Below are 26,028 nucleotides of genomic sequence, written 5' to 3' on the forward strand. Positions count from 1 at the left end.
GTGAAAATAATACTTGTGGTTGCAATGTCTGTTTGCCGCTATATCGTGAAAATTTGACGACCCGCGAGAATCCTAATGTTTGTCCGTTTTGGGAAAGGTGGTGAGCGGCGGGACTCGCGTTGCATCTGATGCTCCACAGTTGATCTTTTCCACGCGTCGGGACCGGGCCCGTGGAACGATCTCCTGTTGCCTGTTTCGCCTGGTGGAAGCAGGTTTATCAATTCCGTCAGATTTTCTGGACATTTCGGGATAAACACCTCATCGGGGCACTAGTGGTGGTTGGCCCTGGTCGACCCTTGTGCTCAAATGGCGCTTATCTCGACGTACATATTGCCCCACCTGCATTTACCTGCATGGTCTCCGAGAATTCCCCGCAGGGGCGAGAGGTTGCGAAGGCAAGTGAGAACGCAGAGCGCTGAAGCTTCCGCTGACCGCGAGCCGCACGGCCATCAGAAGCGACGGCTGTCCGATCCACCCTCGAAGAGGTTCGGATTGGGCAATTGGCACGTGCGGTCGCGCCTGGTCGCGCTGATCGTCGTTCCAACGGCCGTCGCCGTGGGTCTGGGCGGGCTGAACGTCGTCACCTCGCTCAGCGATGCCAACACCTACCAGACCCTCAGAGAGGTCGCCGAGCTCAGCGAGCAGCTCGGGGCCGTCACGCACAACCTGTCCTTCGAACGTGACGAGACCGCTCTCTACATCGCCCAGGGCCGGCCGAACAATCGCGAGCCCCAGCTCCGGACGACGTACAGCGGCGTGAACGGCCTCATCGAAGAGGCCAAGCAGCGGGCCCTCGCGCTCACCGACACCCACGCCGAGGCGGTACGGCCGGTGCTGCGGCGTCTCGAAGAGATCCCGACGCTGCGCGAGACGGCCGTCAACGGCAAGATCCAGCCCCTGCCGATGATCAGGAAATACTCGGAGATCATCGCGACCCTGCTGCGGTTCCACGACCAGGTGGGCCAGGTCGCGGTGGACGACGAGGTGGCCGACAGCGCCAGCTCGATGGCCGCCATCGCCCGGGCCAAGGAGCAGGCGTCCAAGCAGCGCGGCATCCTGGCCAGCGCGCTGGACAAGAAGGGGTTCGACAGCGGCGAGCTCGACGCCCTCACCGACGCCAAGTCGCGCGAGGAGAGCGAGGAGACGCTGTTCGCCACCCTCGCCACCCTCGACCAGCTGGAGCTCTACCGCAACACCGTCGTGGGCCGGGACGTCGACCAGACCGACCTGTTCAGGTTACGGGCCATGGCGCAGTCGTCGGAGGGCAAGGAGCTCAGCATCGGCGTACGGCCCGACCGGGACGTGGTCACCTGGTTCGAGGTCAGCACCGGCAAGATCGACGCGCTGCGCAAGGTGGAGAAGGAGCTGTCCTCCTCCGTCATCCTGCGCGCCCGTGGCCTGGAGGAGGGCGCCAACCGCTCGGCGATGATGTCCGGCGGGCTCATCCTGCTCCTGCTGATCGTGGTTCTCGCGATCATCTCGCTCATCGCCCGCTCGCTCATCAGGCCGCTGCGCAGGCTCCGCCGCGAGGCGCTGGACATCGCCGGGCAGCGCCTGCCGGAGACCGTCCAGCAGCTGCGCGACAGCGGCGACGGCACGGTCGGGCCCGTCGTGCCGATCGGCGTGGACACGCACGACGAGATCGGTGAGGTGGCGCGGGCGTTCGACGAGGTGCACCGCGAGGCGGTCCGGCTGGCGGGCGAGGAGTCCCGCTTGCGCAGCAACGTCAACGCGATGTTCGTGAACCTTTCACGGCGCAGCCAGACGCTGGTGGAGCGGCAGATCACCCTGATCGACGGCCTGGAGCAGGGCGAGCAGGACGAGCAGCGGCTCGGGAACCTGTTCAAGCTGGACCACCTGGCCACCCGCATGCGCCGCAACAGCGAGAACCTGCTGGTGCTGGCGGGGCAGGACCCGCCGCGCCGGTGGAGCCAGCCGGTCAAGCTGGTGGACGTCGCGCGGGCGTCCCTGTCGGAGGTCGAGAACTACGAGCGGGTCGTGCTCCAGGTGCCCGACGGGGTCTCCGTGGCCGGGCAGGCCGTCAACGACGTCATCCACCTGCTCGCGGAGCTGGTCGAGAACGCGCTGTCGTTCTCTCCGCGCGAGAACAGGGTGACGGTCTCGGGCAGCCGGATCGACGGCGGCGGCGTGATGCTGTCGATCACCGACTCCGGCATCGGCATGACCCAGGAGGAGCTGGCCCAGGCCAACGAGCGGCTGACGGACGCGCCCAGCGTGGACGTGTCGGTGTCGCGGCGTATGGGGCTGTTCGTGGTCGCCAGGCTGGCGCACCGGCACGGCATCCGGGTGCAGCTGCGCCCGCACACCTCCGGCGGCCTGACCGCCATGGTGCTGATCCCGGAGAACATGCTGGGCTCCCAGGCCCCCAACTTCGCCGGAATGCCGTCCTTCTCCGGCAACCAGCCGCCCTCGTTCTCGGACAACCAGCCGCCGGCCCTCGCGGGCGCGGCGAGCGGCGGGCCCAGGGACGAGCCGTACTCGGGGCCGCATCCCGCCCCGCCGGCCACCGACTGGCCGCAACCCCCGCCACCGGCCACCGACTGGCCGCAACCCCCGCCACCGGCGGCCGACTGGCCGCAGCCGGCGTTCCAGATAGGCCCCGGCCACCCGTCGTTCCCGTCGAACCCCGAGGCGGGCGGGAACTGGTCGGCGGATCCCCCCTGGCAGCCCGACCCCGCCGCCTGGCCCGCGGAACCGCGTGGCGGCCACGACCTGCAGGGCGGCTTCCAGAATGGTTTCCAGAGCGGCCCCCCGAGCGGTGACGTCTGGGCGCCGCACCGCGGCACCGGCTGGAACGGCGAGCGTGGCAACCTGCCCAAGAGACCGGTCCACCAGCCGCCGCCCGGCGGCTGGAACCAGGACACCAACCCGCCGCAGCGGCCGGGGTTCCCCGAGCCCGAGTCCGGCGCCACGGGTCCCATGCCGGCGGCACCGCCCGCGTCCGCCGGCGACGACTACCTGCCGATCTTCGCCGCCGTCGAGTCCGCCTGGTTCGGGCGCGACGCGAACGGCGCGAGCTGGGGCTCATCGAAGGCGGACGCGGGCTGGAGCGCGGCGGAGGCGGCGGTGGAGCCGGTGCGTGACGGATCGACGGCGGCGGGACTCCCCAAGCGGGTGCCCAAGGCCAACCTGGTACCGGGCTCGGCGGACACGGGCGCGTCCCCCAAGGGCGTGTCGCCGATGCCGTCGGTGTCGCCGGACCGGGTGCGCAACCGGCTCTCCAGCTTCCAGCAGGGCTTCCGGGCAGCGCGTGACGACATCAGCGAGGGCAGGGCGATTCCCCCCTCCGGCCCCGAAAGGGCGAACAACAACGACAGGGAGGAGGGCGCATGAACGACCTCAGCCACGCGGCACGCGGAGTCGACTGGCTGATCACGGACTTCGTCAGCACGGTCCCGGGCGTCGCCCATGCGGTGGTGGTCTCGTCCGACGGTCTGCCGCTGGCGGCGTCGTCGGGTTTCCCGGCGGATCGGGCTGATCAGCTGGCGGCGATCGCGTCGGGGCTGGTGTCCCTGACGCAGGGCGCGGCCAGGGTGTTCGAGGGCGGTGCGGTCAATCAGACGATCGTGGAGATGCAGCGCGGGCTCATGCTGATCATGTCGGTCAGCGATGGTTCGTGCCTGGCGGTGCTGGCGGCTCCGGACTGCGACATGGGGCTGGTGGCGTACCAGATGACACTGATGGTGGATCGCGCCGGTCAGGTGCTGACCCCGGCTGTGCGTGCCGAGCTGCGCGCCAGCCAGATCAGGTGATGTACGTGTCCGACCCGAGATGGAACAGCGGCGGTTGGGCACCTCCGCCTCAACCCCAGTCCCAGTCGCAGCTGAATCCTGACCCCGCCTCGCCCGTCCGCCCGTACGCGGTGACAGGTGGACGGACGGCGCCGCGGGTCAAGCTGGCGATGGAGGCCCTGGTGTCCTCGGCGACCGCCGAGCACCGGGAGTTCTCGCATATCACGCCGGAGTACCAGGCGATCAGCCAACTGTGCCGGCAGGTCCGGTCCGTGGCAGAGGTGTCGGCTCTGCTGCGGATCCCGCTCGGCGTGGTGCGCGTGCTGATCGCTGACATGGCCGCCGAAGGTCTGGTCCGCGTGCATCAGCCACAGCTGGACGCCGGAAGGCCGGACGTAAATCTGCTCGAAAGGGTGCTCAGTGGACTTCGCAGGCTCTAGCCCCGGCCTCACCTCGACGAAGATCGTGGTGGCTGGAGGTTTCGGGGTGGGCAAGACGACGTTCGTCGGCGCGGTGTCGGAGATCATGCCGTTGACGACGGAGGCCGTCATGACGGATGCCTCCGCCGGAATCGACGATCTGGGCATGACACCGCTGAAGTCGACCACGACCGTCGCCATGGACTTCGGCCGGGTCTCCTTGGACCGTGACCTGATCCTCTACCTGTTCGGCACGCCCGGGCAGCACCGGTTCTGGTTCATGTGGGACGACCTGGTGCGCGGTGCCATCGGCGCGGTCGTGCTGGTCGACACGCGCCGTCTTGCCGACAGCTTCCCGGCCATCGACTATTTCGAAGAGGCCCAGCTCCCGTTCGTGGTGGGCGTGAACGGGTGGGACGGCCAGTATCCCCACAGCGACTCCGAGGTGCGCGACGCGCTGACGCTGGCTCCGCACATCCCCTTGGTCCGGCTGGACGCCCGCTCCAAGGACTCGGTCAAGAGCGCGCTGATCAACCTGGTCGAGCACGCTCTCACGGTCCGGATGGCCGTGCCCGGCTGGGGCGGTTGACATCGCCGACCCGCGAGTGCGTTGACGCGCGGGCATTCACATGATCACAATGGCTCCCGCCGAACATCGCAGGAGCACCATGTCCCGTGGCCGCACCGCATGAACGTCCGGAACCCGATCACCGGGCAGGCCGACAGGCCGCTCGCCCCTATCCCGCCCGACCGGCTGGCCGCCGCCGCGGCCGGGCTGCGCGAAAGGTCCCCCGCCTGGCTGAGCGCCGATCGCGGCGCGGTCCTGTCCCGGTTCGGCGCCGCGCTGGCCGATGACGACGACCTGCTCGCCGCCCTGGTGACCGACACCGGCAGGGTGGGGGAGTCGCTGCTGGAGCGCCGGCTCGTGGCCGCCCTCATCGATCGATGGGTACGCCAGGCGCCCGCCCTCCTCGCCCCGCCCGCCGAGCGCCCCGCCTCCCTGCCCGGCGTCTTCGTGGCCGGCGACGCGGTGCCGTACGAGCTGGTCGGGGTGATCAGCCCGTGGAACCTGCCGCTCCTGCTCGGCCTCATCGACGCCGTCCCGGCGCTGGCCGCGGGCTGCGCGGTGCTGGTCAAGCCGAGCGAGGTGACGCCCCGGTTCATCGAGCCGCTGATGCGGCTGGTCCCCGACGAGCTGCCGCTCGCGGTCGTCGAGGGGGACGGCGAGACCGGCGCCGCGCTCGTGGACCTGGTGGACGCGGTGGTGTTCACCGGCAGCGTCGAAACGGGCCGGCTGGTGGCGTCGGCCGCGGCCCGCGCGTTCGTGCCGGCGTACCTGGAGCTGGGCGGCAAGGATCCGGCGATCGTGCTGGCCGGGGCCGGCCTCGACCGGGCGGCGTCGGCCGTCCTGTGGGGCGGCACCGCCAACGCCGGGCAGTCCTGCCAGTCCATCGAGCGCGTCTACGTGGCCCGGGAGGCGCACGACGAGTTCCTCGACCGGCTCGTGGCCAAGGCCGCCCAGGTCGGCCTGACCTGCGAGGGCGGCCCGATCGGCCCCATCATCGGGCCCGGGCAGGAGGACGTCATCGCCGCCCACCTCGCCGACGCCGTGGCCAGGGGGGCGACCGTGCACACCGGCGGGCAGATCGAGCGGCACGGGGGCGGCCACTGGTGCCGGCCGACCGTGCTGTCCGGGGTCGACCACACGATGCTGATCATGACGGAGGAGACGTTCGGCCCGGTGCTGCCGGTCATGGCGGTGGACGGGCCGGACGAGGCGGTCGCCCTGGCCAACGACTCGGTGTACGGGCTGTCGGCCGCGGTCTTCGCCGCCACGGAGGAGCAGGCCATGGCCGTCGCGGCCCGCCTGCGGTCCGGCGCGGTCAGCGTCAACGACGCCGCGCTGACGGCGCTGGTGCACGAGGGCGAGAAGCACTCCTTCCGCCTGTCCGGGCTCGGCGGCTCACGCATGGGCGTGGCCTCCATCGGCCGCTTCCTGCGCCGCCGGGCCTTCCTGGTCAACCGATCCGACGCCGCCGACCCGTGGTGGCACACGACGAAGGAGTAGCCCGGATGGGACTTCGCTCGGACATGCCGCTGCTGGCCCGGCACGAGGGTGAGTGGGAGGGCGAGTACCTCCACCTCGGGCGCGACGGCGAGCTGCTCGACCGGCACCGGGTACGGATGACCTGCGCGATCCTCGGCGACGCCACCTACCACCAGACCAACCGCTACACCTGGGACGACGGGCGCGAGGAGGTGCACGAGTTCCCCGGCACCTACCTCGGGGGCGGGCGCTGCGGGTTCGACACCGAGCGGCTCAAGGGCGAGTTCCGGGAGCTGGACGACAGCACGATCTACCTGACCTGGCGGTTCAAGGGGCAGGACCTGCGCTTGTTCGAGCTCATCGTCCTGAGCGAGGACGGGAAGTCGCGCAGCCGGGTGTGGCAGTGGATCGAGGACGGCGTGTGCGTGCGCCGGACGCTGATCGACGAGCGGCGGGCCGGCTGAATGACCGCGTTCACCGCCCTCGCGCTGCAGGTGGAGACGACGGCCGGGGCCGAGGTCAGGGCCGCCGTCGACCGGATCGGCGCCCAGGTGGGCGCCTCCAAGGCGTGGCTGGGGCCGGACCTGCGCCTGGTGGTGCTGCCCGAATACGTGCTGACCGGCTTCCCGATGGGCCAGGGCACGGCCGAGTGGCGGGACCAGGTGGCCCTCGACCCCGACGGCCCCGAATACCGGGCGCTGGCCGCCGTCGCCTCCGACCACGACGTGTTCCTGTGCGTGAACGCCTACGAGCGCGACGGGCACTTCCCCGACCTGTACTTCCAGGCGTCGGTGATCCTCTCCCCGGCGGGTGAGGCCGTGCTGCGCTACCGCCGGCTGCACTCGCTGTTCTCGCCGACCCCGTACGACGTGTGGGAGCGCTACCTGGAGATCTACGGCATCGACGGCGTGCTCCCGGTGGCCCGTACCGAGATCGGGAACCTCGCCGTGGTCGCCTCGGAGGAGATCCTCATGCCCGAGCTGGCCCGCGCGCTGGCCCTGCGCGGCGCTGAGGTGCTCTGCAACCCGACCTCGGAGGCGTCCTCCCCGGCGCTCACGCCCAAGGCGATCGCCCGCCGCGCCCGCGCCGTGGAGAACCTGGCCTACGTGGTGGCGGCCAACACCGGCGGCCTGCGGGGCATCGCGATCCCCGGCGACTCCACCAACGGCGGCTCGGAGCTGATCGACCACCAGGGGCGCGTGCTGGCGCAGGCCGGGCCGGGGGAGTCGCTGGTCGCCGCGGCGGAGCTGGACCTGGCCGCGCTGCGCCGCGCCCGGCTGCGGCCCGGCATGGCCAACCTGCTCAGCCGGGTCAAGACCGGCCTGTGGGCCGAGGAGTACGCCAGGCACGACGTCGAGCGCCCGGAGCCCGGCGTGCCCGGCGTGCCGCCCGACCGGGCCCGGTTGCGGGCCAGGCAGGCGGCGGCCATCACCCGTCTGTACGGGCGCTGACGTGCCAGCCGAGCACCGCCCGCTCGACGCCCAGGAACGCCGCGTTGAGCGCGATGCCGAGCAGCCCCAGCAGCACGATGCCCGCCCACATGGCCGGGATGTCGAACTGGCTCTGCGCCTCCAGCATCCGGTGCCCGATCCCCTCGCTGCTTCCCACCAGCTCGGAGATGACCATCATGATCAACGCCAGTGACACGCTCAGCCGCAGCCCCGCGAAGATCTTCGGGGCGGCGGCGGGCAGGATGATCCTGGTGAGCCGCTGCCAGGAGCTCAGCCGGTAGACCGCGCCGGTCTCGATGTACTGGCGGTCGACGTGGCGGGCGCCGTCCATGCTGTTGATCAGCACGGGCCAGACGACGCCGTACACGATCGAGGCCAGCTGCATCGGCGTGCCGACCTTGAACAGCACCAGGAACACCGGCAGCAGCGTGGCCGGCGGGACCGAGCGGCCGAAGTGCAGCAGCGGCTCCACCAGCCCCGACAGCCAGCGCGAGCGCCCCAGCACGACGCCGACCAGCACGCCCGCCGCGCACGCGATCGCCCACCCGGTGAACAGCCTGCCCAGGCTCGGCAGCAGGTCCGCCAGCGCCTCGTCGGTGAGGAACACCCGCGACGGCGGCCCGGAGAACCACATCTCCCGCAGCCGGACCACGATCTGCGACGGCGGCGGGAAGTACGTGGCCTGCGCGGACCGCGTGACGACCTCCCAGAGCAGCACCGCCAGGGGCAGCAGCCAGTACCACGACACCCGGCGCACGAAGCTCATGCGATCTCCCCCGTCCGCGTGCGGTGCCAGCGGAACAGCCGCCGCTCACCGGCCGTGAACAGCAGGTTGGCCGCCAGCCCGATCACCCCGGCCCACACCGTGGCCGCCAGCACCCGGTCGAGCCGGTTGGCGCTGCCCGCCAGCGACTGGAACGCCCCGATCCCGCCGCCGCCGGGCGCCAGCAGTTCCACGCTCACGGCCACGATCAGGGTGACCGCGACCGCGATCCGCACCCCGGTGGCGATGAACGGAGCCGCGCTCGGCAGGCTCACCCGCAGCACCACCGCCAGCGGGCCGAACCCGAAGCTGCGCAGCGTGTCCTTGGCGAGCGGATCGACGTCGCCCAAGCCGTACATCGTGTTGATGAGCAGCGGCCACGAGCAGGTGTAGACGACGAGCGCGGTCTTGGCGTCGTGCCCCTCGGGGAACAGGAACACCGCCAGCGGGATCAGCGCCACCGACGGGATCGGCCGCAGGAACTCCACCAGCGGCCGGGTCGAGCGCTCCATGAACGGCACGGTCCCGAACAGCAGCCCGGCGGGCACGGCGACCGCGATCGCGATCGCCAGCCCCACCAGGCACGGGCCGAGCGTGGCCAGCACGTCGGCCCTGAACTGCGCGTCCAGCGGCAGCGCCGCCGCCGTGGCGAGCACGTGCGACACGTACGGCAGGAAGTCCGGGATCAGCCCGATCCGCCCGGCCAGCTCGACGAGGCCCAGAAAGCCCGCGACCCCGGCCACACCGAGCAGTCCGCGCCCGGGTCCGGCGCCGAGCACCCCCCGCCCAGGGCCGGAGGGGAGCGCGCCGCGCCCGGGCCACCGACGGATCATCCGCCGACCGAGGCGAAGAGCTGCCCCACGTCCGCCTTGGCCTTCAGGTAGCCGTAGCCGTGCATGAGGTCGGCCAGCTTCTGCACGCTGGCCCGGTCGGCCTCCATGGTGAACGTGCCGACCTTCATCGTCGCCGCCACGTCCGCGGGAATCTGCGTGTACGTCGGCACGACCTCGTCGATGGCCTTACGGTCGGCGCCGGCGACCTGCTGGGCCTTGGCGAGCGCGCGATGGAAGGCGGCGGCCGTCTTCGGATATCTGGTCAGCCACTGCTCGGTGACGCCCCACCCGTCGATCGGCACACCCTCCGTGACCCCGGTGACGGTGTCGACGATCTGGGTGGCGCCGCTCTTCATGGCCGCGCTCAGGAACGGCTCGACCAGCCAGGCCGCGTCCACCTTGCCCGTGGACAGGGCGCCGAGCTGGTCCGCGAACGCCACGGGGACGAACTTGACCTCCTCCGGCTTGACCCCGGCCGCCTGCAGGTGGGCGTTGGTCACCGTCTGCCCGAGAGCCTTGAGCACGTTGACCGCGACCGTCTTGCCCTTGAGGTCGGCGACGGTCCTGATCGGCGAGTCCTTGGCCACGACCACCGCGGAGAAGCCGGGCGCGCCTCCCATGGTGTGCTGGAAGAGCTTCAGCTTGGCCGCGCCGGAGTCGTTGATCGTCATGAGCACCACGTAGCTCGTCATGAACGCGTCCATGCTGCCGTTGACGATCTTCGGCATGACCGCCGTCGGCGCCTGGATGATCTCGGTCTTGACGGTCAGGCCCTCTTCCTTGAAGAAGCCGCGTTTCTCCGCGATGAACAGCGACGCCGAGGACGGCACCGGCACCACGCCGACCAGGAGCTGGGTCTTCTCCAGCCCGCCGGGGGACGCGGCACCGGTCGCGCCGCCCTGTTCCCCTCCGCCTCCGCACGCGCTGAGCGCCAGCGCCACTGCCATACCCGCGACTACGATCCTGGTCAGTTGCATCGCCACTGCCTTTCTGAGTCCGGTGATCCGGTGGAGGGGTGAGAGAGGTCAGCGGCGCCCCGCCTCGATGAGGTTGGCGCCGGAGCCGAGTTCCACGACGTCGCTGAGGGCCAGCCCCGCCCGGTCGAGCAGGGAGGCGTACTCGTCGCGGCTGCGTTCGGTGCCGCCGTTGAAGATCGCCAGCATCCGCATGTCGATGTCCTTACCTAGGTGCGGCTCCTCGTCGTCGGGGAGCACCACCTCGAGCAACAGGACGCGCCCGCCGGGGCTCATGGCCTCGCGGACGTTGCGCAGGATCTTGACCGCGTCCTCATCGTCCCAGTTGTGCAGGACGCTGGCCAGCAGGTAGATGTCGCCGCCGGCCGGGACCCCGGCGAAGAAGTCGCCGGCGACGACCTCCGAGCGGTCGGCCAGGCCCGCGTCGGCCAGCGTCCGCCTGGCGTGCTCCACCACGTGTTCCAGGTCGAACAGCAGGCCGCGCATCCGCGGGTTGGCGCGCAGGACCGTGGCCAGGATGTGGCCCTTCCCGCCGGCCACGTCCACCATGGTCGCGGTGGCGGGGAAGGAGTAGCGCCTGACCAGGCCCTCGGTGAAGGCGGCGGCGCGGGCGGTCATGTAGTCGTCGAACAGGGCGCTCGCGCCCGGGCTCCTGGCGAGGTGGTCGTACAGGTTGCCGTAGCGCTTGATGAACGCCGAGCTGCCCTGGCGGACGGTGGCGGGCAGCATGCCCATGGCGTACCAGAAGCCCTCCTCGCCGAGCATGCGGATCGAGGAGCGGACGGAGCCGGGCACGTCCGAGCGCAGCGCCGCGCCCTTCTCCGTGAGTCCGTACGCGTCCGGCCCGGCGGCCGTGACCAGGCCCATGCCGGCCAGCTCGCGCAGGACCCGGCGCAGCGAGGGAGCGTGCGCCCCGCAGCGCGCGGCCAGCTCGGCGGTGTCCAGCGGGCCGCTCGCGAGGTGGTCGGCCACGCCCAGCTCGGCCATGGTCAGCAGGGCCGCGAAGCGCGAGATGTCGCCTACTGCTCCCCACAGGAGGTCTGCGGAATGCGGCATATGTCCTTCCAGAAAACTGGGGGCTTGCCTGCCTCAGACGAACGCGGTGTCCGGCGGGAGCCCGGGAACGCCGCGCACATGATCGTAGCCCAGACGGGGCCGCCGCCGAAGGAGTAACAGGGCGGGTGCCAGGGGCCTTTGCTGGTTACGCCCCTTTCGTGGCAGGCTCGGCTCCGAGCTCATCTGATCATCGGTCCACCCCCTGCCTGCTTGCTGACTGAGGAGGAAATCTGATGAACGCCAAGGAGTACATGGCCGGTGTGTTCGACCGTGCGTCCGGCACCTACGAGCGGGTCGGCGTGCCGTTCTTCGGGCCGGTCGCCGCCGAGCTGGTACGGCGCGCCGCACCCGGGCCCGGCGACCACGTCCTCGACGCGGGCTGCGGGACCGGCGCCTCCCTCGTGCCGGCGGCACGGGCGGTCGGCCCCACCGGCCGGGTCGTGGGCCTGGACCTCGCGCCGGGCATGGTCGCCGCCGCCACCGCCGAGATCGAGCGCCACGGGCTGAGCCAGGCGACCGTCCTGCTGGGCGACGCGGAGCGGGCCGAGGAGCTGCTGCCCGGGGAGCGGTTCGACATGGTGCTGGCGGGGATGATGCTGTACTTCCTGCCGGACCCGCTCGCCGCCGTCCGGTCCATGGCCGGCTTGTTGCGCCCCGGCGGGCGGCTGGCGGCCAGCCTGCTGGTCAGGTCGAGCCCGGCCGAGGCGGAGTTGCTCGGGCTGGTGGCGCGGGCGCTGGAGCCGTACACCACGGGTGCGGGCAGCGCGCCGTTCCAGCACACGCTGGGCGGGCCGGAGGAGCTGAGAAAGTTGTTCGAAGAGGGCGGCCTGAGCGACGTCACCTGCGCGGATGTGGTGTTCGAGGTGCCCGTCGCCGCCGGGCAGGTGTGGGACTGGCTCTGGTCGGCCGCCCGCAGGGCCCCGCTGGAGACCATCCCCGAATCCCTGCGCGGTGAGGCCAGGGCCGCCTTGGACGCGGCGTTGCCGCAGGATGGCTTCGTCCTGGAGCGCACGGTGCGCTATGCCACAGGACGCCGGTAAGAGAGACGGAGAGCATGAGCACGACCCCGAACACCGACCCGCTGCTCGACGCGGTACGCGGCGGTGTGACGATCTACGACCTGGGCAGGCCGCTCTTCGCCGGCATGCCCCAGTCGCCGAACCACCCCGCCTACACCCACACCCTTCCGCGCCGGCACGGCGACAAGGTCCGTCCCGACGGGGGCTCGGCCGCCAACGACCTGATCTTCATGGGCACCCATGTCGGCACCCACATCGACGCCCTCGCGCACGTGTCGCAGGACGGCAGGTTGCACGGCGGCGCCGACGCGGCCGCGGCCTGCGTGGGCGGCCGCTATCCCGATCACGGCGTGCACACGGTCGCGCCCATGGTCCGCCGCGGCGTCCTGCTGGACGTGCCCGGCACGCTGGGGCTGGAGTGCTGCGCGCCCGGCTACGAGATCACCCCGGCCGACCTGGACGCGACCGTCGAGCGGCAGGGCGTCGAGCCCGGCCCCGGCGACGTCATCCTGGTCCGCAGCGGGTGGGGCCGCCACTTCGCCGACCCGGACCGGGAGGTCTACATCGGCGCGGAGTCGGGCGTGCCCGGGGTGGGCGAGGCCGGCGCCCGCTGGCTGGCCGGGCGGGGCGCGCACGCCGTGGGCGCCGACACCATCGCCTTCGAGCGCCTGGCCCCGGGGCAGGGGCACAGCGTGCTGCCCGGGCACCGGGTGCTGCTGGTGGAGTCCGGCATCTTCATCGTCGAGGCGATGGACCTGGACGCCCTGGCCCGCGACGGCGTCCACGAGTTCACCTTCGTCCTGTCACCGCTGGCGTTCGTCGGCGCCACCGGCTCGCCGGTGCGCCCGCTGGCGCTGGTGTCCGCCGCTCAGAAGCGCGAGGTGGCCCGTGGCTGAGCCGACGCTCGGCCGCCGGCTGGCCGACTTCGCGGTCGACACCTCCTACGCCACCCTCCCGGAGGCGGTCGTCGACAGCGTGCGCAAGCGCGTGCTCGACGTGATCGGCCTCTGCGTGGCCGCGCATCGCCTGCCGACCAGCAGGAGCATCCTCGACTACGTCCACGACCAGGGCGGCCGCCCGCAGGCGCACATCGTGGGCGGCGGCGCGCCGGTGCCCGCGGCGCTGGCCGCGCTGGCCAACGGGGTGCTGGCCCACTCCCTCGACTACGACGACACCCACCTGCCCTCGGTGCTCCATCCCAGCGCGCCGGTCGTCCCGGCCGCGCTCGCCGCCGCCGAGCTGGCCGGCGCCTCGGGCCGGGACACGATCCGCGCGATCGCCGTCGGCCTGGAGGTATGCGTACGCCTGGGCATGGCGGGATACGACCCCGAGGCCGGCAACTCCGTCTTCTTCGAGCACGGCCAGCACGCCACCTCGATCTGCGGCACCATGGGCGGCGCCGTCGCGGCGGCCCTGCTGCTCGGCCAGTCCCGCGAAGGCGTGCTCGACGTCCTGGGCGTGGCCGCCTCCACGGCCTCGGGCATCATCGAGGGCAACCGGACGGGCGGCACGGTCAAGCGGCTGCACTGCGGGTGGGCGGCGCACGCGGCGGTGACGGCGGCGGACCTGGTCCGGCGCGGGTTCACCGGCCCGCCGACCGTCCTGGAGGGGCGGTTCGGCTTCTTCGAGGCGTTCCTGCACGGCCGTTACGCCCCCGAGGAGATCACCAGGGGCCTCGGCTCGGAGTGGGCCGTGCCCGGCATCTTCTTCAAGCCCTATCCGGCCAACCACTTCACCCACGCCGCGATCGACGCCGCGATCGGGCTGCGCGAGCAGGGGCTCGACCCCGCCCGCGTGGAGCGTCTGACGCTGGGCGTCCCCGCTCCCGTCATCCGGACGATCGGGCAGCCGATCGAGGCCAAGCGGGCCCCGGAGACCGGGTACCAGGCCCAGTTCAGCGGGCCGTACGCGGTGGTGGCCGGGCTGCTCGGCGGCGGCGGCCTCGGCGCGGGGCTGGCCGACTTCACCGACGAGCTGGCCCGCGACCCGCTGCGGCGCGAGCTCATGGCCAAGGTGGACGTGGTGCCGGACGACCGCGCGACGGAGATCTTCCCGCACCAGTTCCCCGCCGTGCTGACCGCCCGCGACCTCGACGGCCGCGAGTGGCGGCAGGAGGTGCTCGCCAACCGCGGCGGCCCGGCCCGCCCGCTGTCCGCGGCGGAGCTGGCGCTGAAGTTCCGCGACAACGCGGCCGGCCGGCTCTCCGCCGCCACCTCCGAGGCCGTGGCCGGCCTCGCGGGCCGGCTGGAGGAGGCGGACGACGTCGGCGAGCTGCTTCGCCTGGTGGCGGAGTTCGAGCCGGGAGCGTGACCCCTCAGCCGCGGCCGGCCTGCCGGTGCCAGACCAGGACCCGGCGCTCGGCCAGCACGAACAGGGAGTTCACCACGTAGCCGAGCACGCCGAGCAGGGCGATCGCGGCCCACACCCCGGCGCCGTCGAAGCTGCGCTGGGCCTGCAGGAGCTGGTAGCCGATGCCGTCGGTGCCGCCGATGAGCTCGGTGATCACCATGAGGATCAGCGCCAGCGACAGGCTCAGCCGCAGCCCGGCGAAGATCTTCGGCGAGGCGGCGGGCAGGAGGACGACCCACAGCCGCTGCTGGACGGTCAGGTTGAAGACCGCGGCGGTCTCGAGGTAGGTGCGATCCAGCGACCTGGCGCCGTCGATCGAGTTGAGCAGCACCGGCCAGATCACGCCGAACACGATCGTGGCCAGCTGCGTGGCCAGGCCCGCCTGGAACAGCACGAGGAACACCGGCAGCAGCAGCGGCGGCGGGATCGACCGGCCGAACTCGATCAGCGGGTTCACGTAGTCGGTCGCGGTCCTGGAGCGCCCGAGCAGCATCCCCAGCAGGACCCCGATCACCGCGGCCAGGACCCAGCCGCTGAACATGCGGCCGAGGCTGGGCAGGAGGTTGTCGATCGCGCCGTCGGTGAGGAACAGCCGCCCGGCCGGGCCGGAGAACCACAGCTCGTACATGCGGGCGACGATCGTCGTCGGCGGCGGGAAGTCGGTGTCCTCCACCGCGCGGGCGACGAACTCCCAGACGACCAGCACGACCGGGATCGCCCACAGCCTCGCCAGGGCCTTCATGACCCCTCCGTCCGCACCTGGTGCCAGTGGAAGAGGCGGCGCTCGCCGGCCAGCAGGGCCAGGTTCGCGACCACTCCCAGCAGGCCGGCCCAGAACGTGGCCGCCATCATGAGGTCCATCCGGTTGCCGCTGCCCGCCACGTTCACGTAGACGCCGATGCCGGCCGCGCCGCCGGCGATCAGCTCGGCGCTGACGGCCAGGACGAGCGCGATCCCGGCGGCGATCCGGACGCCCGTGGCGACGAACGGGGCCGCGCTGGGCAGGCTCACCCTGGCCAGCACGGCCAAAGGGCCGAAGCCGAAGGAACGCAGGGTGTCCTTGGCCATCGGGTCCACGTCGTGCATGCCGTACAGGGTGTTGATCAGGATCGGCCAGACGGAGGCGTACACGATGACCGAGACCTTCATCAGCTCGTCCACCGGGATCAGCAGGATCGCCAGCGGGATGATCGCCACCGACGGGATCGGCCGCATGAACTCCAGGATCGGCCGGATGGCGCGCTCCACCGGAGGCAGCGCGCCGAGCAGCACACCCACGGGCACGGCCACCGCGATCGCGATCAGCAGGCCGAGCGCCCAGTTCGCGAGCGTCGCGACGACGCCCTCCAGGAACACGCCGTCCGCGAGGATCTCCCAGGCGCCGGCCAGGACGGCGGACGGCGCCGGGAAGACCAGGCCCTCGCCCAGGCCGTAGCGGATGAGCAGCTCCCCGGCGATGAGGAACCCCGCGACGCCGGCCGCGCCGCGGAGCAGTCGTGTACCGGTCATCAGCCCGTCGTCGTCGCGATGACCGACTTCACGTCGATGGGGCTGGTGAGGTACTTGTACTCGAGCATCAGGTCGGCCACCTTCTGCAGGCGGGCCGCGTCGAGCGCGGTCGGGTAGGCGCCCAGGGTGATCGCCGCCGCGGTCTTGGCGTCGATCTTCGTGTACGTCGGCAACATCGCCTCGATCTCCTTGCGGTCCGAGGACGCGAGCTGCTGCGCCTTGGAGATCGCCCGCTGGAAGGCCGCCAGCGTCTTGGGGTTCTCCTTGGCCCAGTCCTCGGTGGCCATCCAGCCCGCGATCGGCAGGTCCGCCGTCGCGCCCGTCATCGTGTCGGCGATCGACCGGAAGCCGAGCGCGTTCGTGTTGGCCGTGATGAACGGCTCGGTGATCCAGCCCGCGTCCGCCTGGCCGGAGTTGATCGCGTTGCCCATCTCGGGGAAGGGCTTCTCTGCGAACTTGACGTCGATCTCGGTGAGTCCGGCGGCCTTGAGCTGAGAGGTCACCGCCAGCGTGGCGATGTTCCTGAGGTTGTTGACCAGGACGGTCTTGCCCTTGAGGTCCGCCACCGTCTTGATGGGGGAGTCCTTCGGAACCATGATGTTGAAGGTGTTGGGCGCCGCCTGGTACATGTCCGCGACCAGCTTGATCTTCTTGCCCTGGCCCACGGCCAGGAACGTCGAGACGTAGTTGGTCTGCGAGATGTCCAGCGCGCCGCTCTCGATCTGCGGCAGCGCCGCCGCGCCACCGGTGATCGTGACCGGCTCCACGGTCAGGCCCTCTTCCTTGAAGAAGCCCTTGGCGTTGGCGATGTAGAGGGCGACGGGGTCCGGGATCGGCAGGGCGCCGACCTTGATCGTGGTCTTCTCTAAGCCCGTGCTGTCGGCGGCGGGGCTGGGAGGCGCGTCACCGCCCCCGCCGCAGCCGGCGAGCACGAGAGCGATGGAAACTCCCAGGACGACTGCCCGGGATCGTGCGTTGCGGGTCATCAAGATCTCCTACCAGGGGGTGGATGGCTCTTGGAGAGCGACCTACGTCACTGGGCGGGAGCGTACCCGAGTAATGATCACTTCGGCACCGGCGTACGTTCTGGGGCGTTCAGGCAGGTCGGGACACGTACCGCCCGATGGGGGAACCCACGACCTTGCCGGACTCCAGCACCCGGTTGCCGCGGACGAACGTGTCCGACACCCTGGCGGTCAGTTCGAACCCTTCGAACGGCGTGTACTCCTGCGTCGACTCCGAGTCCTGCGCCCGCACCGTCCAGGTGTGCGCGGGGTCGACCAGGCAGATGTCGGCGTCGAAACCGGGGGCGATCGTGCCCTTGGTCCGCAGGCCGAACCGCTTGGCCGGGTTCCAGGAGGTCAGCGCGGCGATCCGGCCGTACGGCAGGCCCCTGCGCCGCCCCTCGGTGATCAGGCCGGGCAGCAGGTACTCGGCGCCGCCGAAGCCGGCCTTGGCCACGAAGACGTCGTCGCGCGGCTCGCCGAACTTGAGCTCCTCGCGGCAGCAGGCGTGGTCGCTGACGACCCAGCTCACGGTGCCGTCGAGGACGTACTCCCACAGCGCCTCGACGTCCTCGCGCGGCCTGATCGGCGGGTTCACCTTGCCGCCGATGCCGCTGGCCGTGTCGATGTCGGCGAGCAGATGCCCGATCGTTACCTCGCGCCGGAAATCGATGTGCGGGAACGTGGCCGCCATGCGTACGGCCGCGTCCATGGCCTTGCGGGAGGACAGGTGGAGCAGGTTGACGTTGGCCAGCCCGGTCTCGTGGGCGAGGTAGGAGGCGATGAAGACGGCCAGTCCCTCGGAGTGCGGGGGCCGGGAGGCGCTGTAGGCGGCCAGCCCGCTCAGGTCGCCGGCCTCCTCCACGAGCTTGGTGTAGGCCGTCATGATCTCGGCCGTCTCGCAGTGCAGCGACAGCGAGATCTCGTCCGCCAGCTCGGGCAGCCGCTCCCTGGCCGCCTGCACGCCGCGCATCACGAACTCGAAGTGCGCGTAGTCGTAGCGCTCGCCCTCGGGCAGCATCAGGAAGGCCCGCTGGTCGTCGGAGCGCCCGTGCAGCCCGTGCCCGCCGTAGAACATGAAGATCTTGAACGACGGCACCCCGAACCGCTCGACCAGGTCGGGCAGCTCGCCGATGTGCCCGCTCGACATGGGCGCCAGGTGGAACCCGTAGTCCACGAACGCCCTGCCCTCGGCCTGCTTGAGCACCTCGGGGAAGAACTCGGCGTAGGGGCCGCCCCTGTTGAGGTAGTACTGCCCGGTCCGCATGTACGTGAGCGCCGTCGTGACGCCGCCCTGAGCACTCGCCCGGCTCTCGGACTCGGTGTCCTCCGGCAGCGGGTTGTAGATGCCCCAGTGCTGGTGGGCGTCCACGACACCGGGGAAGGCCAGCTTGCCGCCCCCGTCGATCACCTCGCCGGCCGCGGGCAACCCGGGCTCGACCCGGACGATGCGGCCGTCCGCGATGGCGATGTCCGCGTCGACCGGCTCGTCCCGATCGTGGGTCACGACCTTCACGTTCTTCAGCAACAGCTCGGTCACAGGGGGAGTCTCCTAAGCGATGCGGTGAGCGTCGCGGTGCCAGGCGAGCACGCGCCGCTCCACCATGAGGAACAAGGTGTTGAGTGTGAAGCCGAGCACGCCGAGCAGCAGGACGCCGGCCCAGATGGCCGGCATGTCGGCGTTGTTGCTGGCCAGGTTGAGGAGGTAGCCGATCCCCTCGGTGCTGCCCTTGAGCTCCGAGATGATCATCAGGATCAGCGCCAGCGAGACGCTCAGCCGCAGGCCGGCGAAGATCTTCGGCGACGCGGCGGGCAGGATGATCCGGACGAGCCGGAGATGCGCGGGCACGCCGAACACGGCGGCGGTCTCGATCTTCAGATGGTCGAGGTTGCGCGCGCCGTCGATGGAGTTGAGCAGGATCGGCCAGATGATGCCGAAGACGATGGTCGCGAGCTGCACCTGCGTGCCCATCGTGAAGAGCACGAGGAAGACCGGGAGCATGGCCGGCGGCGGCACCGCCCGGCCGAACTCGATCAGCGGTGAGATGTAGTCGGCCAGCGTGGCGGACCTGCCGATCGCGACGCCGAGGGCCACGCCCACGATCACCGCCACGCTCCAGGCCGAGACCACCCTGACCAGGCTTGGGACGAAGTTCTCGATGGCCTCTTCGGTGAGGATGTACGGCCCGGAGAACCACATCTCGTACATGCGGGACACGATCAGGGTCGGCGTCGGCAGGTACGGGTTCTCCAGGGACCGCGCGAGCAGCTCCCAGCCGCCCAGGATGACGGGGACCAGCCACAACCGCTTGACGATGGTGAGTATCACGTCGCCCGCCACTTGAACAGTCGTCGTTCGGCCCGCACGAGAGCGGTGTTGACGACGAGCCCGATCGCGCCCGCCCACAGCAGGGCCGCGATGACGTCGATCATCGCGTCGGCGCCGATGCCGGTGCTCGCCTCGATGAGGAAGCTGCCGATGCCGCTCGAACCGCCCACGATGTACTCCACGCTGATCGCCAGGATGAGCGTGATGGAGGCGGCCAGCCGTACCCCTGTCGCGATGAAGGGGGCCGCGCTCGGCAGGGACACCCGCCAGATCACCGAGCCGCGTCCGAATCCGAACGAGCGCAGGGTCTCCTTGCCCAGCGGGTCCACGTCACGCACGCCGTACAGGGTGTTGATCAGAATCGGCCAGGAGGCGGCGAAGACGATGAGGGCGATCTTGGCGTTGATCTCGGGCTGGAAGAAGAACAGCGCCAGCGGGATCAGCGCGACGGAGGGGATGGGCCGCAGGAACTCCACGAACACCCTGGTCATCTCCTCCACCACCGGGACCGTTCCCAGCAGCAGGCCGATCGGCACGGCCACCAGCACGGCGAGCGGCAGCCCGATGGCCGCCGCGGTGAGCGTGCCTCGCAGGTCGTCGAGGAAGACGGGGTCGACGGCGAGCGCGGCGGTGCGCGCCAGCGTGTCGGCCGCCGGTGGCAGCCATTTGAGCAGGCCCGACATGCCCAGAATCTGCCAGGCGAGCAGAAAACCCGCCACGCCGGTGGCGTGACGGGCCAGCTTGATCAGCTTGGCGCGGGCGAGCGGGACCCGCTCGCGCCGCGCCGCGGTGACTGTGCTCATCATCCCTGAGAGGCGGAGTAAATCATCGAGGTGACGTCCATCTTCTGCTTGAGCATGCCGGCGTCGACCATGAGGTCCGCGACCCGCTGGATGCGCTGGGCGCTCAGGGAGGTCGGGTAGGCACCCAGGTTGATCGTGGCGGCGGTCTCGGCCGGAATCTTGGTGAACGTCGGCAGGACCTTCGTCACGGCGCTACGGTCCGTGGCCGCGATGTTCTGCGCCTTGGCCATGGCCCGCTGGAACGCGGCGAGCGTCTTGGGGTTCTCCGCCACCCACTTCTCCGTGGCGGCCCAGCCGGTGATGGGCAGGCCGTCGGTCGGGCCGGACATCGTGTCCAGCAGCATGGTGGCGCCGAGGTCCTTCTTGGCCTGGCTGACGTACGGGTCCGTCATCCAGACGGCGTCCACGTCGCCCTTGTCGAGCGCGGAGAGCCAGTTGGTGGTCGGAACCTCGACGTACTCGATGTCCGTGTCGGGGTTGAGACCAGCGATCTTCATGTGCGGGTTCATCGTGAGGGTGCCCAGACCCTTGAGGGCGTTGACGCCGATCTTCTTGCCCTTGAGGCCGGCGACGTCCTTGATGGAGGAGCCCTTCTTCACCATCACGCCGAACGCACCCGCCGCACCCTGATAGGAGTCGGCGATGTACTTGAACTTCTCGGTGCCCGCCTCCTGGATCGTCAGGATGGTGGCGTAGCTGCCGAGTACGACGTCCATGGTGCCGTTGGAGAGCTTGGGCAGCACCATCTGGGGAGCCTGGATCGGCTCCTGCTTGACGTTGAGGCCTTCTTCCTTGAAGAAGCCGCGCTCCATGGCGATGAACAGCGGGGCGGAGTCCGCGCCGGGGTACTGGCCGATCAGCAGGTCGGTCTTCATGCCGGCGGAGGCGCTGGAGCCGGTCGACTCCCCGCCTGAACCGGAACACCCCGTGACGACGAGGGTGGCCACAAGCCCAACCAGAGCAGTGCGCCCTAATGCACCGAACCGCATTGCGGGTCTCCTTTGAACCGAGGGGGGTGAAGTGCGAACGGGAGTGTTCAACGACGGAGGCACCCTAGCGCAGGCAGTACTACTCACCGCAGCCAGTACATAGGAAATTAACGAGATATATGCATATATAGGACGATTGATGTGGTTTTGTCCGATTATCTGGGGTGCCTACCTCTTGACTTGGGGGGCGTGCAATGGGTGTTGTGTTTTGAGAAGATTGTCGGTTTATGTGGTGACTGCGATCTTTGCGGTATTGGCCGATCTCCTGTTGATGTGCTCCAATTAGCTCTCGCCCCAAGGGTGCGTCGGCGTCACACTGCAAACACAGGCAAGACGTGATCTTCGTGCACCAGACCATCCGAGGAGAGGTTGCGGAGGCAAGTGAAGAGTGTTGTCCCCTCTGTGGGCGGGGATCAGGGCTTAGCAGACCAAGCCCCCCGAAACGCATCCCGTAAGCCACAGGCGCCGGTTCCGGGTAAGAAGTCGGAGGCCGGCAGCCGGAGGGCGGGGGCTCGCTTCTCCCTGCGTAACTGGCGGGTACGCTCCAAGCTCGTGGTCCTGGTCGTCATCCCGACCATCGCGGCGCTCACGCTCGGTGGCCTGCGGGTCACCACATCGATCGCCACCGCCAACGAATACGCGCAGGTCAACGAGGTCGCCGTACTGGCGAGCCGGCTGACCGCCCTCGCCCACGAGGTGGAGGCCGAGCGCGACCTGAGCGCCAGTTACGTCGCACAGGGCCGCAGAAGCGGCAGCCCGGCGGACGTCGCCTCCCAGTACGAGCGCGTCGACAAGCTCGTCGTCGAGGTCAGGAGCGGCGTCGAGGACCTGGCGAGCGGCACCAGCCCGCACGCGTCCGAGGCGCTGCGCATCAAGAACCGCCTCGACGAGCTCGCCACCTCGCGCAAGACCGCCATCGACTCCCAGCTCGACGTGAACTCCGTCATCGAGCTCTACGACCGGTCCATCTCGGACCTGCTCTCGCTCAACGACAAGATCGACCGAGGCGCGGTCGACAAGGAGCTGTCGGCGAGCGTCGCCGGCTTCGGCGCCCTGTCCCGGGCCAAGCAGTACGTCTCCACCCAGCGAGCCCTCCTCGTGTCGGCCCTGGCCACCCGGAGCTTCGGCAAGGACGAGCTCGACGCTTTCATCGCCGCCCGCGCCCAGAAGAACAGCGAGCTGAGCACCTACAGGTCGCAGGTCCCCCTGGTGCTGCGCCAGCTCTACGACGACACCGTCAGCGGCAAGGCCGTCGACCGCGCCGAGATCCTCGCGGCCCGGGCCCTGGTCCTCCAGGAGGCCGGCCTCCCCCTGATCGACCGCCAGGTCGGGCTCACCCGTGACGGCGAGGCGTGGTACGACGCCATCACCGAGACCATCACCGGCATGCGCAAGGTCGAGCAGCAGGTCGCCGAGAGCATCGTGCTGCGCAGCCGCACCCTGGAGGGCGCGGAGCAGCAGGGCGCCATCATCGTGGCCGGCGCGATCGTGCTCCTGCTCATCCTCGTGCTGCTGGTCACCGTGATCATGGCCCGCTCGCTGAGCGGCCCCCTGCGCAGGCTGCGCAGGGAGGCCCTGTTCATCGCCGGGCGTCGCCTGCCCGACACCGTCCGCCAGCTCCGCGAGGCGGAGACGGTCTCGGACAACGTCGACGTCGAGCCGATCGGAGTCGCCTCCAACGACGAGATCGGTGAAGTCGCGCGGGCGTTCGACGAGGTGCACCGCGAGGCGGTCCGGCTGGCGGGCGAGGAGTCCCGCCTGCGCAGCAACGTCAACGCGATGTTCGTGAACCTGTCGCGGCGCAGCCAGACGCTGGTGGAGCGGCAGATCACCCTGATCGACGGCCTGGAGCAGGGCGAGCAGGACGAGCAGCGGCTCGGCAACCTGTTCAAGCTGGACCACCTGGCCACCCGCATGCGCCGCAACAGCGAGAACCTGCTGGTCCTCGCCGGCCAGGAACCGCCGCGCCGCTGGAGCAAGCCCGTCAAGCTGGTCGACGTCGCCCGAGCCTCGCTCTCCGAGGTCGAGAACTACGAGCGCGTCGTCCTCCAGGTCCCCGACGGGGTCTCCGTGGCCGGCCAGGCCGTCAACGACGTCATCCACCTGATCGCCGAGCTGGTCGAGAACGCGCTGTCGTTCTCGCCCCGCGAGACCAGGGTGACCGTGTCCGGCAGCCGGATCGACGGCGGCGGCGTGATGCTGTCGATCACCGACTCCGGCATCGGCATGACCCAGGACGAGCTGGCCCAGGCCAACGACCGCCTCATCGACGCGCCCAGCGTGGACGTGTCGGTGTCGCGCCGCATGGGCCTGTTCGTGGTCGCCAGGCTGGCCCACCGGCACGGCATCCGGGTGCAGCTGCGCCCGCACGGCTCCGGTGGCCTGACCGCCATGGTCCTCATGCCCGAGGCGCTCCTGGGCTCGCAGTCCCCCGCCTACCCGGGGGGAGCGGCGGCCCCGGGAATGCCGGGCGGCATGCCCGGCGGCATGCCGAGCCAGGACGAGGGCTTCGGATTCGGCGGACCGCCGTCCGTGCCGCCGCCTCCCGTGCCCCAGTGGGGCGGGGGCGAGTACCGCCCGGGCCCCGGGCACCCGTCGTTCCCCTCCCAGCCGAGCATGGACACGGGCTGGCCGTCGGCCGACACGCGCGGCAACGGCGGTCCCCAGTACGACAGCACCGACGTCTGGGTTCCCTCGCGCAACCCCATGAGCTCGCCGTCCGGCGGCTGGACGAACAACGCCGCCCTGCCGCCGCAGCGCCCCGCCGCCGACGACCGGCCGGACACCGGCTGGGGAGCGGACACCGGCGGATCGGACATGGGCTTCAGGCGGTCACGGTACGAGATGCCGGAGACCGAGTCCGCGGCCACCGGCCCGATCCCCGTCGTGAAGCCCGCCTCCTCGGGTGACGAATACCTGCCGATCTTCGCCTCGGTCGAGTCCAAGTGGTTCGACCAGGGCGCCGAGGGCGAGGCCACCTGGGGATCGGCCAAGGCCGACGCGGGCTGGAACGCGGCCCAGGCGGTGGTGGAGCCGGTACGTGACGGTGCGACGGCGGCGGGACTCCCCAAACGGGTTCCCAAGGCCAACCTGGTGCCCGGCTCGGCGGACACCGTCTCGGCGCCGAAGGGGGTCGCGCCCATGCCGGCCGTCTCCCCCGAACGGGTACGCAGCCGTCTTTCGAGCTTCCAGCAGGGTTTCAGGGCAGCACGAGACGACATCAGCGAGGGAAGAACGTATCCCTCCGGTCCGAGAAGTGTTGAGAGCAGGGATGAACGCGCATGAACGACCTGAGCCAGTCGGCACGTGGGGTGGATTGGTTAATCACCGACTTCGTCAGCACGGTCCCGGGGGTCGCACACGCCGTGGTCGTCTCGTCCGACGGTCTGCCGCTGGCGGCGTCGGCGGGTTTTCCGGCGGATCGGGCTGACCAGCTCGCCGCGATCGCGTCCGGGCTGGTCTCTCTGACACAGGGCGCGGCCCGGGTGTTCGAGGGCGGCGCGGTGAACCAGACGATCGTGGAGATGCAGCGCGGGCTCATGCTGATCATGTCGATCAGCGACGGTTCGTGCCTCGCCGTGCTGGCGGCCCCCGACTGTGACATGGGGTTGGTGGCGTACCAGATGACGCTGATGGTCGATCGCGCCGGTCAGGTACTGACTCCGGCTGTGCGCGCGGAGCTGCGCGCCAGCCAGACCAGGTGATGTAGGTGACGAATCCCACGTGGAACAGCGGAGGCTGGAACAGCGGCGGCTGGAACAGCGGTGGCTGGGAGCCGCCGCCGCCCCAGCCACCCAGCTCCGACCCCGCCTCCCCGGTACGGCCCTACGCCGTGACGGGCGGGCGGACCGCGCCCAAGGTCAAGCTGGCGATGGAGGCCCTGGTGTCCTCGGCGACCGCCGAGCACCGGGAGTTCTCGCACATCACGCCCGAGTACAAAGCGATCAGCCAGCTCTGCCTGCAGGTCCGATCGGTGGCAGAGGTGTCGGCGCTGCTGCGGATCCCGCTCGGCGTGGTGCGTGTTCTGATCGCGGACATGGCGGCCGAGGGCCTGGTTCGGGTGCATCAGCCGCAGCTGGATGAGGGTAGGCCGGACGTCAACCTGCTGGAAAGGGTGCTAAGTGGACTTCGCAGGCTCTAGCCCCGGATTGACCTCGACGAAGATCGTGGTCGCCGGCGGGTTCGGGGTTGGCAAGACGACGTTCGTCGGTGCCGTGTCGGAGATCATGCCGTTGACGACGGAGGCCGTCATGACGGATGCCTCCGCCGGAATCGACGATCTGGGCATGACACCGCTGAAGTCGACCACGACCGTGGCCATGGACTTCGGCCGCGTGTCGCTGGACCGCGACCTCATCCTGTACCTGTTCGGCACGCCCGGACAGCACCGCTTCTGGTTCATGTGGGACGACCTCGTACGCGGTGCCATCGGCGCGGTCGTGCTGGTCGACACCCGCCGCCTGGCCGACAGCTTCCCGGCCATCGACTATTTCGAAGAGGCCCAGCTCCCGTTCATCGTGGGGGTGAACGGGTGGGACGGCCAGTACGCGCACAGCGACTCCGAGGTGCGCGACGCCCTTACCCTGGCCCCGCACATCCCGATGGTGCGGCTCGACGCCCGCTCCAAGGACTCGGTCAAGAGCGCTCTGATCAACCTCGTCGAGCACGCTCTCACGGTCCGGATGGCCGTGCCAGGCTGGAGCGGCTAGCGGAGCGGATAGGCTGGAGTCT

25 protein-coding genes are annotated in these 26,028 nt (G+C 70.4%); 14 read left to right on the top strand and 11 right to left on the bottom strand.

Annotation, left to right across the window (positions count from 1 at the left end; translation table 11 throughout):
- Nucleotides 1-507 precede the first annotated feature (507 nt).
- From ACTWPW_RS05745 to ACTWPW_RS05775, 7 genes are all read left to right on the top strand, one after another.
- Nucleotides 508-3,354 (top strand): nitrate- and nitrite sensing domain-containing protein, encoded by a 2,847-nt coding sequence (locus ACTWPW_RS05745; RefSeq protein ID WP_443168116.1) that lies wholly within the window; start codon nt 508-510, stop codon nt 3,352-3,354.
- On the top strand, nt 3,351-3,773 hold the full coding sequence (locus ACTWPW_RS05750) for a roadblock/LC7 domain-containing protein (protein ID WP_364114691.1): 423 nt from the start codon (nt 3,351-3,353) through the stop codon (nt 3,771-3,773). The genes ACTWPW_RS05745 and ACTWPW_RS05750 overlap by 4 nt, the downstream gene beginning before the upstream one ends.
- Nucleotides 3,773-4,192: a DUF742 domain-containing protein gene (locus ACTWPW_RS05755; RefSeq protein ID WP_375115025.1), complete on the top strand. Its 420-nt coding sequence runs from the start codon at nt 3,773-3,775 to the stop codon at nt 4,190-4,192. Before ACTWPW_RS05750 ends, ACTWPW_RS05755 begins: the two co-directional genes overlap by 1 nt.
- Complete coding sequence (locus ACTWPW_RS05760; protein ID WP_346104696.1) at nt 4,173-4,760, top strand: GTP-binding protein; 588 nt, start codon at nt 4,173-4,175, stop codon at nt 4,758-4,760. Before ACTWPW_RS05755 ends, ACTWPW_RS05760 begins: the two co-directional genes overlap by 20 nt.
- Nucleotides 4,761-4,859: 99 nt before the next feature.
- Nucleotides 4,860-6,239, top strand: a complete 1,380-nt coding sequence (locus ACTWPW_RS05765) for an aldehyde dehydrogenase family protein (RefSeq protein WP_443168117.1) — start codon at nt 4,860-4,862, stop codon at nt 6,237-6,239.
- Between the two features lie 5 nt (nt 6,240-6,244).
- Nucleotides 6,245-6,682, top strand: coding sequence for a DUF3598 family protein (locus ACTWPW_RS05770; RefSeq protein ID WP_443168118.1), 438 nt, complete (start codon nt 6,245-6,247; stop codon nt 6,680-6,682).
- Nucleotides 6,683-7,669 (top strand): nitrilase-related carbon-nitrogen hydrolase, encoded by a 987-nt coding sequence (locus ACTWPW_RS05775; RefSeq protein ID WP_375115028.1) that lies wholly within the window; start codon nt 6,683-6,685, stop codon nt 7,667-7,669.
- Here the strand turns inward: ACTWPW_RS05775 and ACTWPW_RS05780 are convergent.
- The 4 genes from ACTWPW_RS05780 to ACTWPW_RS05795 all read right to left on the bottom strand — a co-directional run bounded on the left by ACTWPW_RS05780 (nt 7,647) and on the right by ACTWPW_RS05795 (nt 11,295).
- A complete protein-coding gene (locus ACTWPW_RS05780) occupies nt 7,647-8,435 on the bottom strand; it encodes an ABC transporter permease (RefSeq protein WP_375115029.1) in 789 nt (262 codons plus the stop codon). The genes ACTWPW_RS05775 and ACTWPW_RS05780 overlap by 23 nt on opposite strands.
- Nucleotides 8,432-9,265, bottom strand: a complete 834-nt coding sequence (locus tag ACTWPW_RS05785) for an ABC transporter permease (RefSeq protein WP_443168119.1) — start codon at nt 9,263-9,265, stop codon at nt 8,432-8,434. The genes ACTWPW_RS05780 and ACTWPW_RS05785 overlap by 4 nt, the downstream gene beginning before the upstream one ends.
- Nucleotides 9,262-10,212, bottom strand: coding sequence for an ABC transporter substrate-binding protein (locus ACTWPW_RS05790; protein WP_443168120.1), 951 nt, complete (start codon nt 10,210-10,212; stop codon nt 9,262-9,264). Before ACTWPW_RS05790 ends, ACTWPW_RS05785 begins: the two co-directional genes overlap by 4 nt.
- 78 nt (nt 10,213-10,290) lie before the next feature.
- Nucleotides 10,291-11,295: a methyltransferase gene (locus tag ACTWPW_RS05795; protein ID WP_375115032.1), complete on the bottom strand. Its 1,005-nt coding sequence runs from the start codon at nt 11,293-11,295 to the stop codon at nt 10,291-10,293.
- Between the two features lie 233 nt (nt 11,296-11,528).
- On the opposite strand from ACTWPW_RS05795, the gene ACTWPW_RS05800 reads away from it, so the two are divergent.
- From ACTWPW_RS05800 to ACTWPW_RS05810, 3 genes are read left to right on the top strand one after another with little or no spacing between them, the layout of a single operon-like run.
- Nucleotides 11,529-12,335 carry a class I SAM-dependent methyltransferase gene (locus ACTWPW_RS05800; protein WP_375115033.1) on the top strand — a complete coding sequence of 269 codons (807 nt, stop codon included), beginning with the start codon at nt 11,529-11,531 and terminating at the stop codon, nt 12,333-12,335.
- Between the two features lie 14 nt (nt 12,336-12,349).
- Complete coding sequence (locus tag ACTWPW_RS05805; protein WP_375115034.1) at nt 12,350-13,210, top strand: cyclase family protein; 861 nt, start codon at nt 12,350-12,352, stop codon at nt 13,208-13,210.
- Nucleotides 13,203-14,624 carry an MmgE/PrpD family protein gene (locus ACTWPW_RS05810; RefSeq protein WP_443168121.1) on the top strand — a complete coding sequence of 474 codons (1,422 nt, stop codon included), beginning with the start codon at nt 13,203-13,205 and terminating at the stop codon, nt 14,622-14,624. The genes ACTWPW_RS05805 and ACTWPW_RS05810 overlap by 8 nt, the downstream gene beginning before the upstream one ends.
- Nucleotides 14,625-14,628: 4 nt before the next feature.
- Here the strand turns inward: ACTWPW_RS05810 and ACTWPW_RS05815 are convergent, their stop codons facing one another.
- From ACTWPW_RS05815 to ACTWPW_RS05845, 7 genes are all read right to left on the bottom strand, one after another.
- Nucleotides 14,629-15,405 carry an ABC transporter permease gene (locus tag ACTWPW_RS05815; RefSeq protein ID WP_375115036.1) on the bottom strand — a complete coding sequence of 259 codons (777 nt, stop codon included), beginning with the start codon at nt 15,403-15,405 and terminating at the stop codon, nt 14,629-14,631.
- Nucleotides 15,402-16,172 carry an ABC transporter permease gene (locus ACTWPW_RS05820; protein ID WP_375115037.1) on the bottom strand — a complete coding sequence of 257 codons (771 nt, stop codon included), beginning with the start codon at nt 16,170-16,172 and terminating at the stop codon, nt 15,402-15,404. The genes ACTWPW_RS05815 and ACTWPW_RS05820 overlap by 4 nt, the downstream gene beginning before the upstream one ends.
- Nucleotides 16,172-17,158 carry an ABC transporter substrate-binding protein gene (locus ACTWPW_RS05825; RefSeq protein ID WP_443168122.1) on the bottom strand — a complete coding sequence of 329 codons (987 nt, stop codon included), beginning with the start codon at nt 17,156-17,158 and terminating at the stop codon, nt 16,172-16,174. The genes ACTWPW_RS05820 and ACTWPW_RS05825 overlap by 1 nt, the downstream gene beginning before the upstream one ends.
- 109 nt (nt 17,159-17,267) lie before the next feature.
- On the bottom strand, nt 17,268-18,716 hold the full coding sequence (locus ACTWPW_RS05830) for a dihydroorotase (protein WP_364114720.1): 1,449 nt from the start codon (nt 18,714-18,716) through the stop codon (nt 17,268-17,270).
- 12 nt (nt 18,717-18,728) lie between these two features.
- Entirely contained in the window at nt 18,729-19,517 is a 789-nt protein-coding gene (locus tag ACTWPW_RS05835) for an ABC transporter permease (protein WP_375115039.1), read from the bottom strand.
- Entirely contained in the window at nt 19,502-20,311 is an 810-nt protein-coding gene (locus ACTWPW_RS05840; RefSeq protein ID WP_375115040.1) for an ABC transporter permease, read from the bottom strand. Before ACTWPW_RS05840 ends, ACTWPW_RS05835 begins: the two co-directional genes overlap by 16 nt.
- On the bottom strand, nt 20,308-21,255 hold the full coding sequence (locus ACTWPW_RS05845) for an ABC transporter substrate-binding protein (protein WP_375115041.1): 948 nt from the start codon (nt 21,253-21,255) through the stop codon (nt 20,308-20,310). The genes ACTWPW_RS05840 and ACTWPW_RS05845 overlap by 4 nt, the downstream gene beginning before the upstream one ends.
- 594 nt (nt 21,256-21,849) lie before the next feature.
- Here ACTWPW_RS05845 and ACTWPW_RS05850 point away from each other — a divergent pair.
- From ACTWPW_RS05850 to ACTWPW_RS05865, 4 genes are read left to right on the top strand one after another with little or no spacing between them, the layout of a single operon-like run.
- The gene (locus tag ACTWPW_RS05850) at nt 21,850-24,582 is read left to right on the top strand and encodes a nitrate- and nitrite sensing domain-containing protein (RefSeq protein ID WP_375115042.1); all 2,733 of its coding nucleotides are present in this window, start codon (nt 21,850-21,852) and stop codon (nt 24,580-24,582) included.
- Nucleotides 24,579-25,001 (top strand): roadblock/LC7 domain-containing protein, encoded by a 423-nt coding sequence (locus ACTWPW_RS05855; RefSeq protein ID WP_346104683.1) that lies wholly within the window; start codon nt 24,579-24,581, stop codon nt 24,999-25,001. Before ACTWPW_RS05850 ends, ACTWPW_RS05855 begins: the two co-directional genes overlap by 4 nt.
- Before the next feature lie 5 nt (nt 25,002-25,006).
- The gene (locus ACTWPW_RS05860) at nt 25,007-25,438 is read left to right on the top strand and encodes a DUF742 domain-containing protein (protein WP_375115043.1); all 432 of its coding nucleotides are present in this window, start codon (nt 25,007-25,009) and stop codon (nt 25,436-25,438) included.
- Between the two features lie 7 nt (nt 25,439-25,445).
- Nucleotides 25,446-26,006 carry a GTP-binding protein gene (locus ACTWPW_RS05865; protein ID WP_195899383.1) on the top strand — a complete coding sequence of 187 codons (561 nt, stop codon included), beginning with the start codon at nt 25,446-25,448 and terminating at the stop codon, nt 26,004-26,006.
- Nucleotides 26,007-26,028: the final 22 nt, after the last annotated feature.

The organism is Nonomuraea sp. KM90, assembly GCF_052246675.1.
Taxonomy (GTDB): Bacteria; Actinomycetota; Actinomycetes; order Streptosporangiales; family Streptosporangiaceae; genus Nonomuraea.

Bases quoted from the DNA above. Each gene is read 5' to 3' on its own strand.
- ACTWPW_RS05775 (WP_375115028.1), top strand. From the start codon at position 6,683: ATGACCGCGTTCACCGCCCTCGCGCTGCAGGTGGAGACGACGGCCGGG.
- ACTWPW_RS05820 (WP_375115037.1), bottom strand. From the start codon at position 16,172: ATGACCGGTACACGACTGCTCCGCGGCGCGGCCGGCGTCGCGGGGTTC.
- ACTWPW_RS05765 (WP_443168117.1), top strand. From the start codon at position 4,860: ATGAACGTCCGGAACCCGATCACCGGGCAGGCCGACAGGCCGCTCGCC.
- ACTWPW_RS05800 (WP_375115033.1), top strand. From the start codon at position 11,529: ATGAACGCCAAGGAGTACATGGCCGGTGTGTTCGACCGTGCGTCCGGC.
- ACTWPW_RS05780 (WP_375115029.1), bottom strand. From the start codon at position 8,435: ATGAGCTTCGTGCGCCGGGTGTCGTGGTACTGGCTGCTGCCCCTGGCG.
- ACTWPW_RS05750 (WP_364114691.1), top strand. From the start codon at position 3,351: ATGAACGACCTCAGCCACGCGGCACGCGGAGTCGACTGGCTGATCACG.
- ACTWPW_RS05855 (WP_346104683.1), top strand. From the start codon at position 24,579: ATGAACGACCTGAGCCAGTCGGCACGTGGGGTGGATTGGTTAATCACC.
- ACTWPW_RS05785 (WP_443168119.1), bottom strand. From the start codon at position 9,265: ATGATCCGTCGGTGGCCCGGGCGCGGCGCGCTCCCCTCCGGCCCTGGG.
- ACTWPW_RS05825 (WP_443168122.1), bottom strand. From the start codon at position 17,158: ATGACCCGCAACGCACGATCCCGGGCAGTCGTCCTGGGAGTTTCCATC.
- ACTWPW_RS05815 (WP_375115036.1), bottom strand. From the start codon at position 15,405: ATGAAGGCCCTGGCGAGGCTGTGGGCGATCCCGGTCGTGCTGGTCGTC.
- ACTWPW_RS05790 (WP_443168120.1), bottom strand. From the start codon at position 10,212: ATGGCAGTGGCGCTGGCGCTCAGCGCGTGCGGAGGCGGAGGGGAACAG.
- ACTWPW_RS05770 (WP_443168118.1), top strand. From the start codon at position 6,245: ATGGGACTTCGCTCGGACATGCCGCTGCTGGCCCGGCACGAGGGTGAG.
- ACTWPW_RS05755 (WP_375115025.1), top strand. From the start codon at position 3,773: ATGTACGTGTCCGACCCGAGATGGAACAGCGGCGGTTGGGCACCTCCG.
- ACTWPW_RS05795 (WP_375115032.1), bottom strand. From the start codon at position 11,295: ATGCCGCATTCCGCAGACCTCCTGTGGGGAGCAGTAGGCGACATCTCG.
- ACTWPW_RS05840 (WP_375115040.1), bottom strand. From the start codon at position 20,311: ATGATGAGCACAGTCACCGCGGCGCGGCGCGAGCGGGTCCCGCTCGCC.
- ACTWPW_RS05805 (WP_375115034.1), top strand. From the start codon at position 12,350: ATGAGCACGACCCCGAACACCGACCCGCTGCTCGACGCGGTACGCGGC.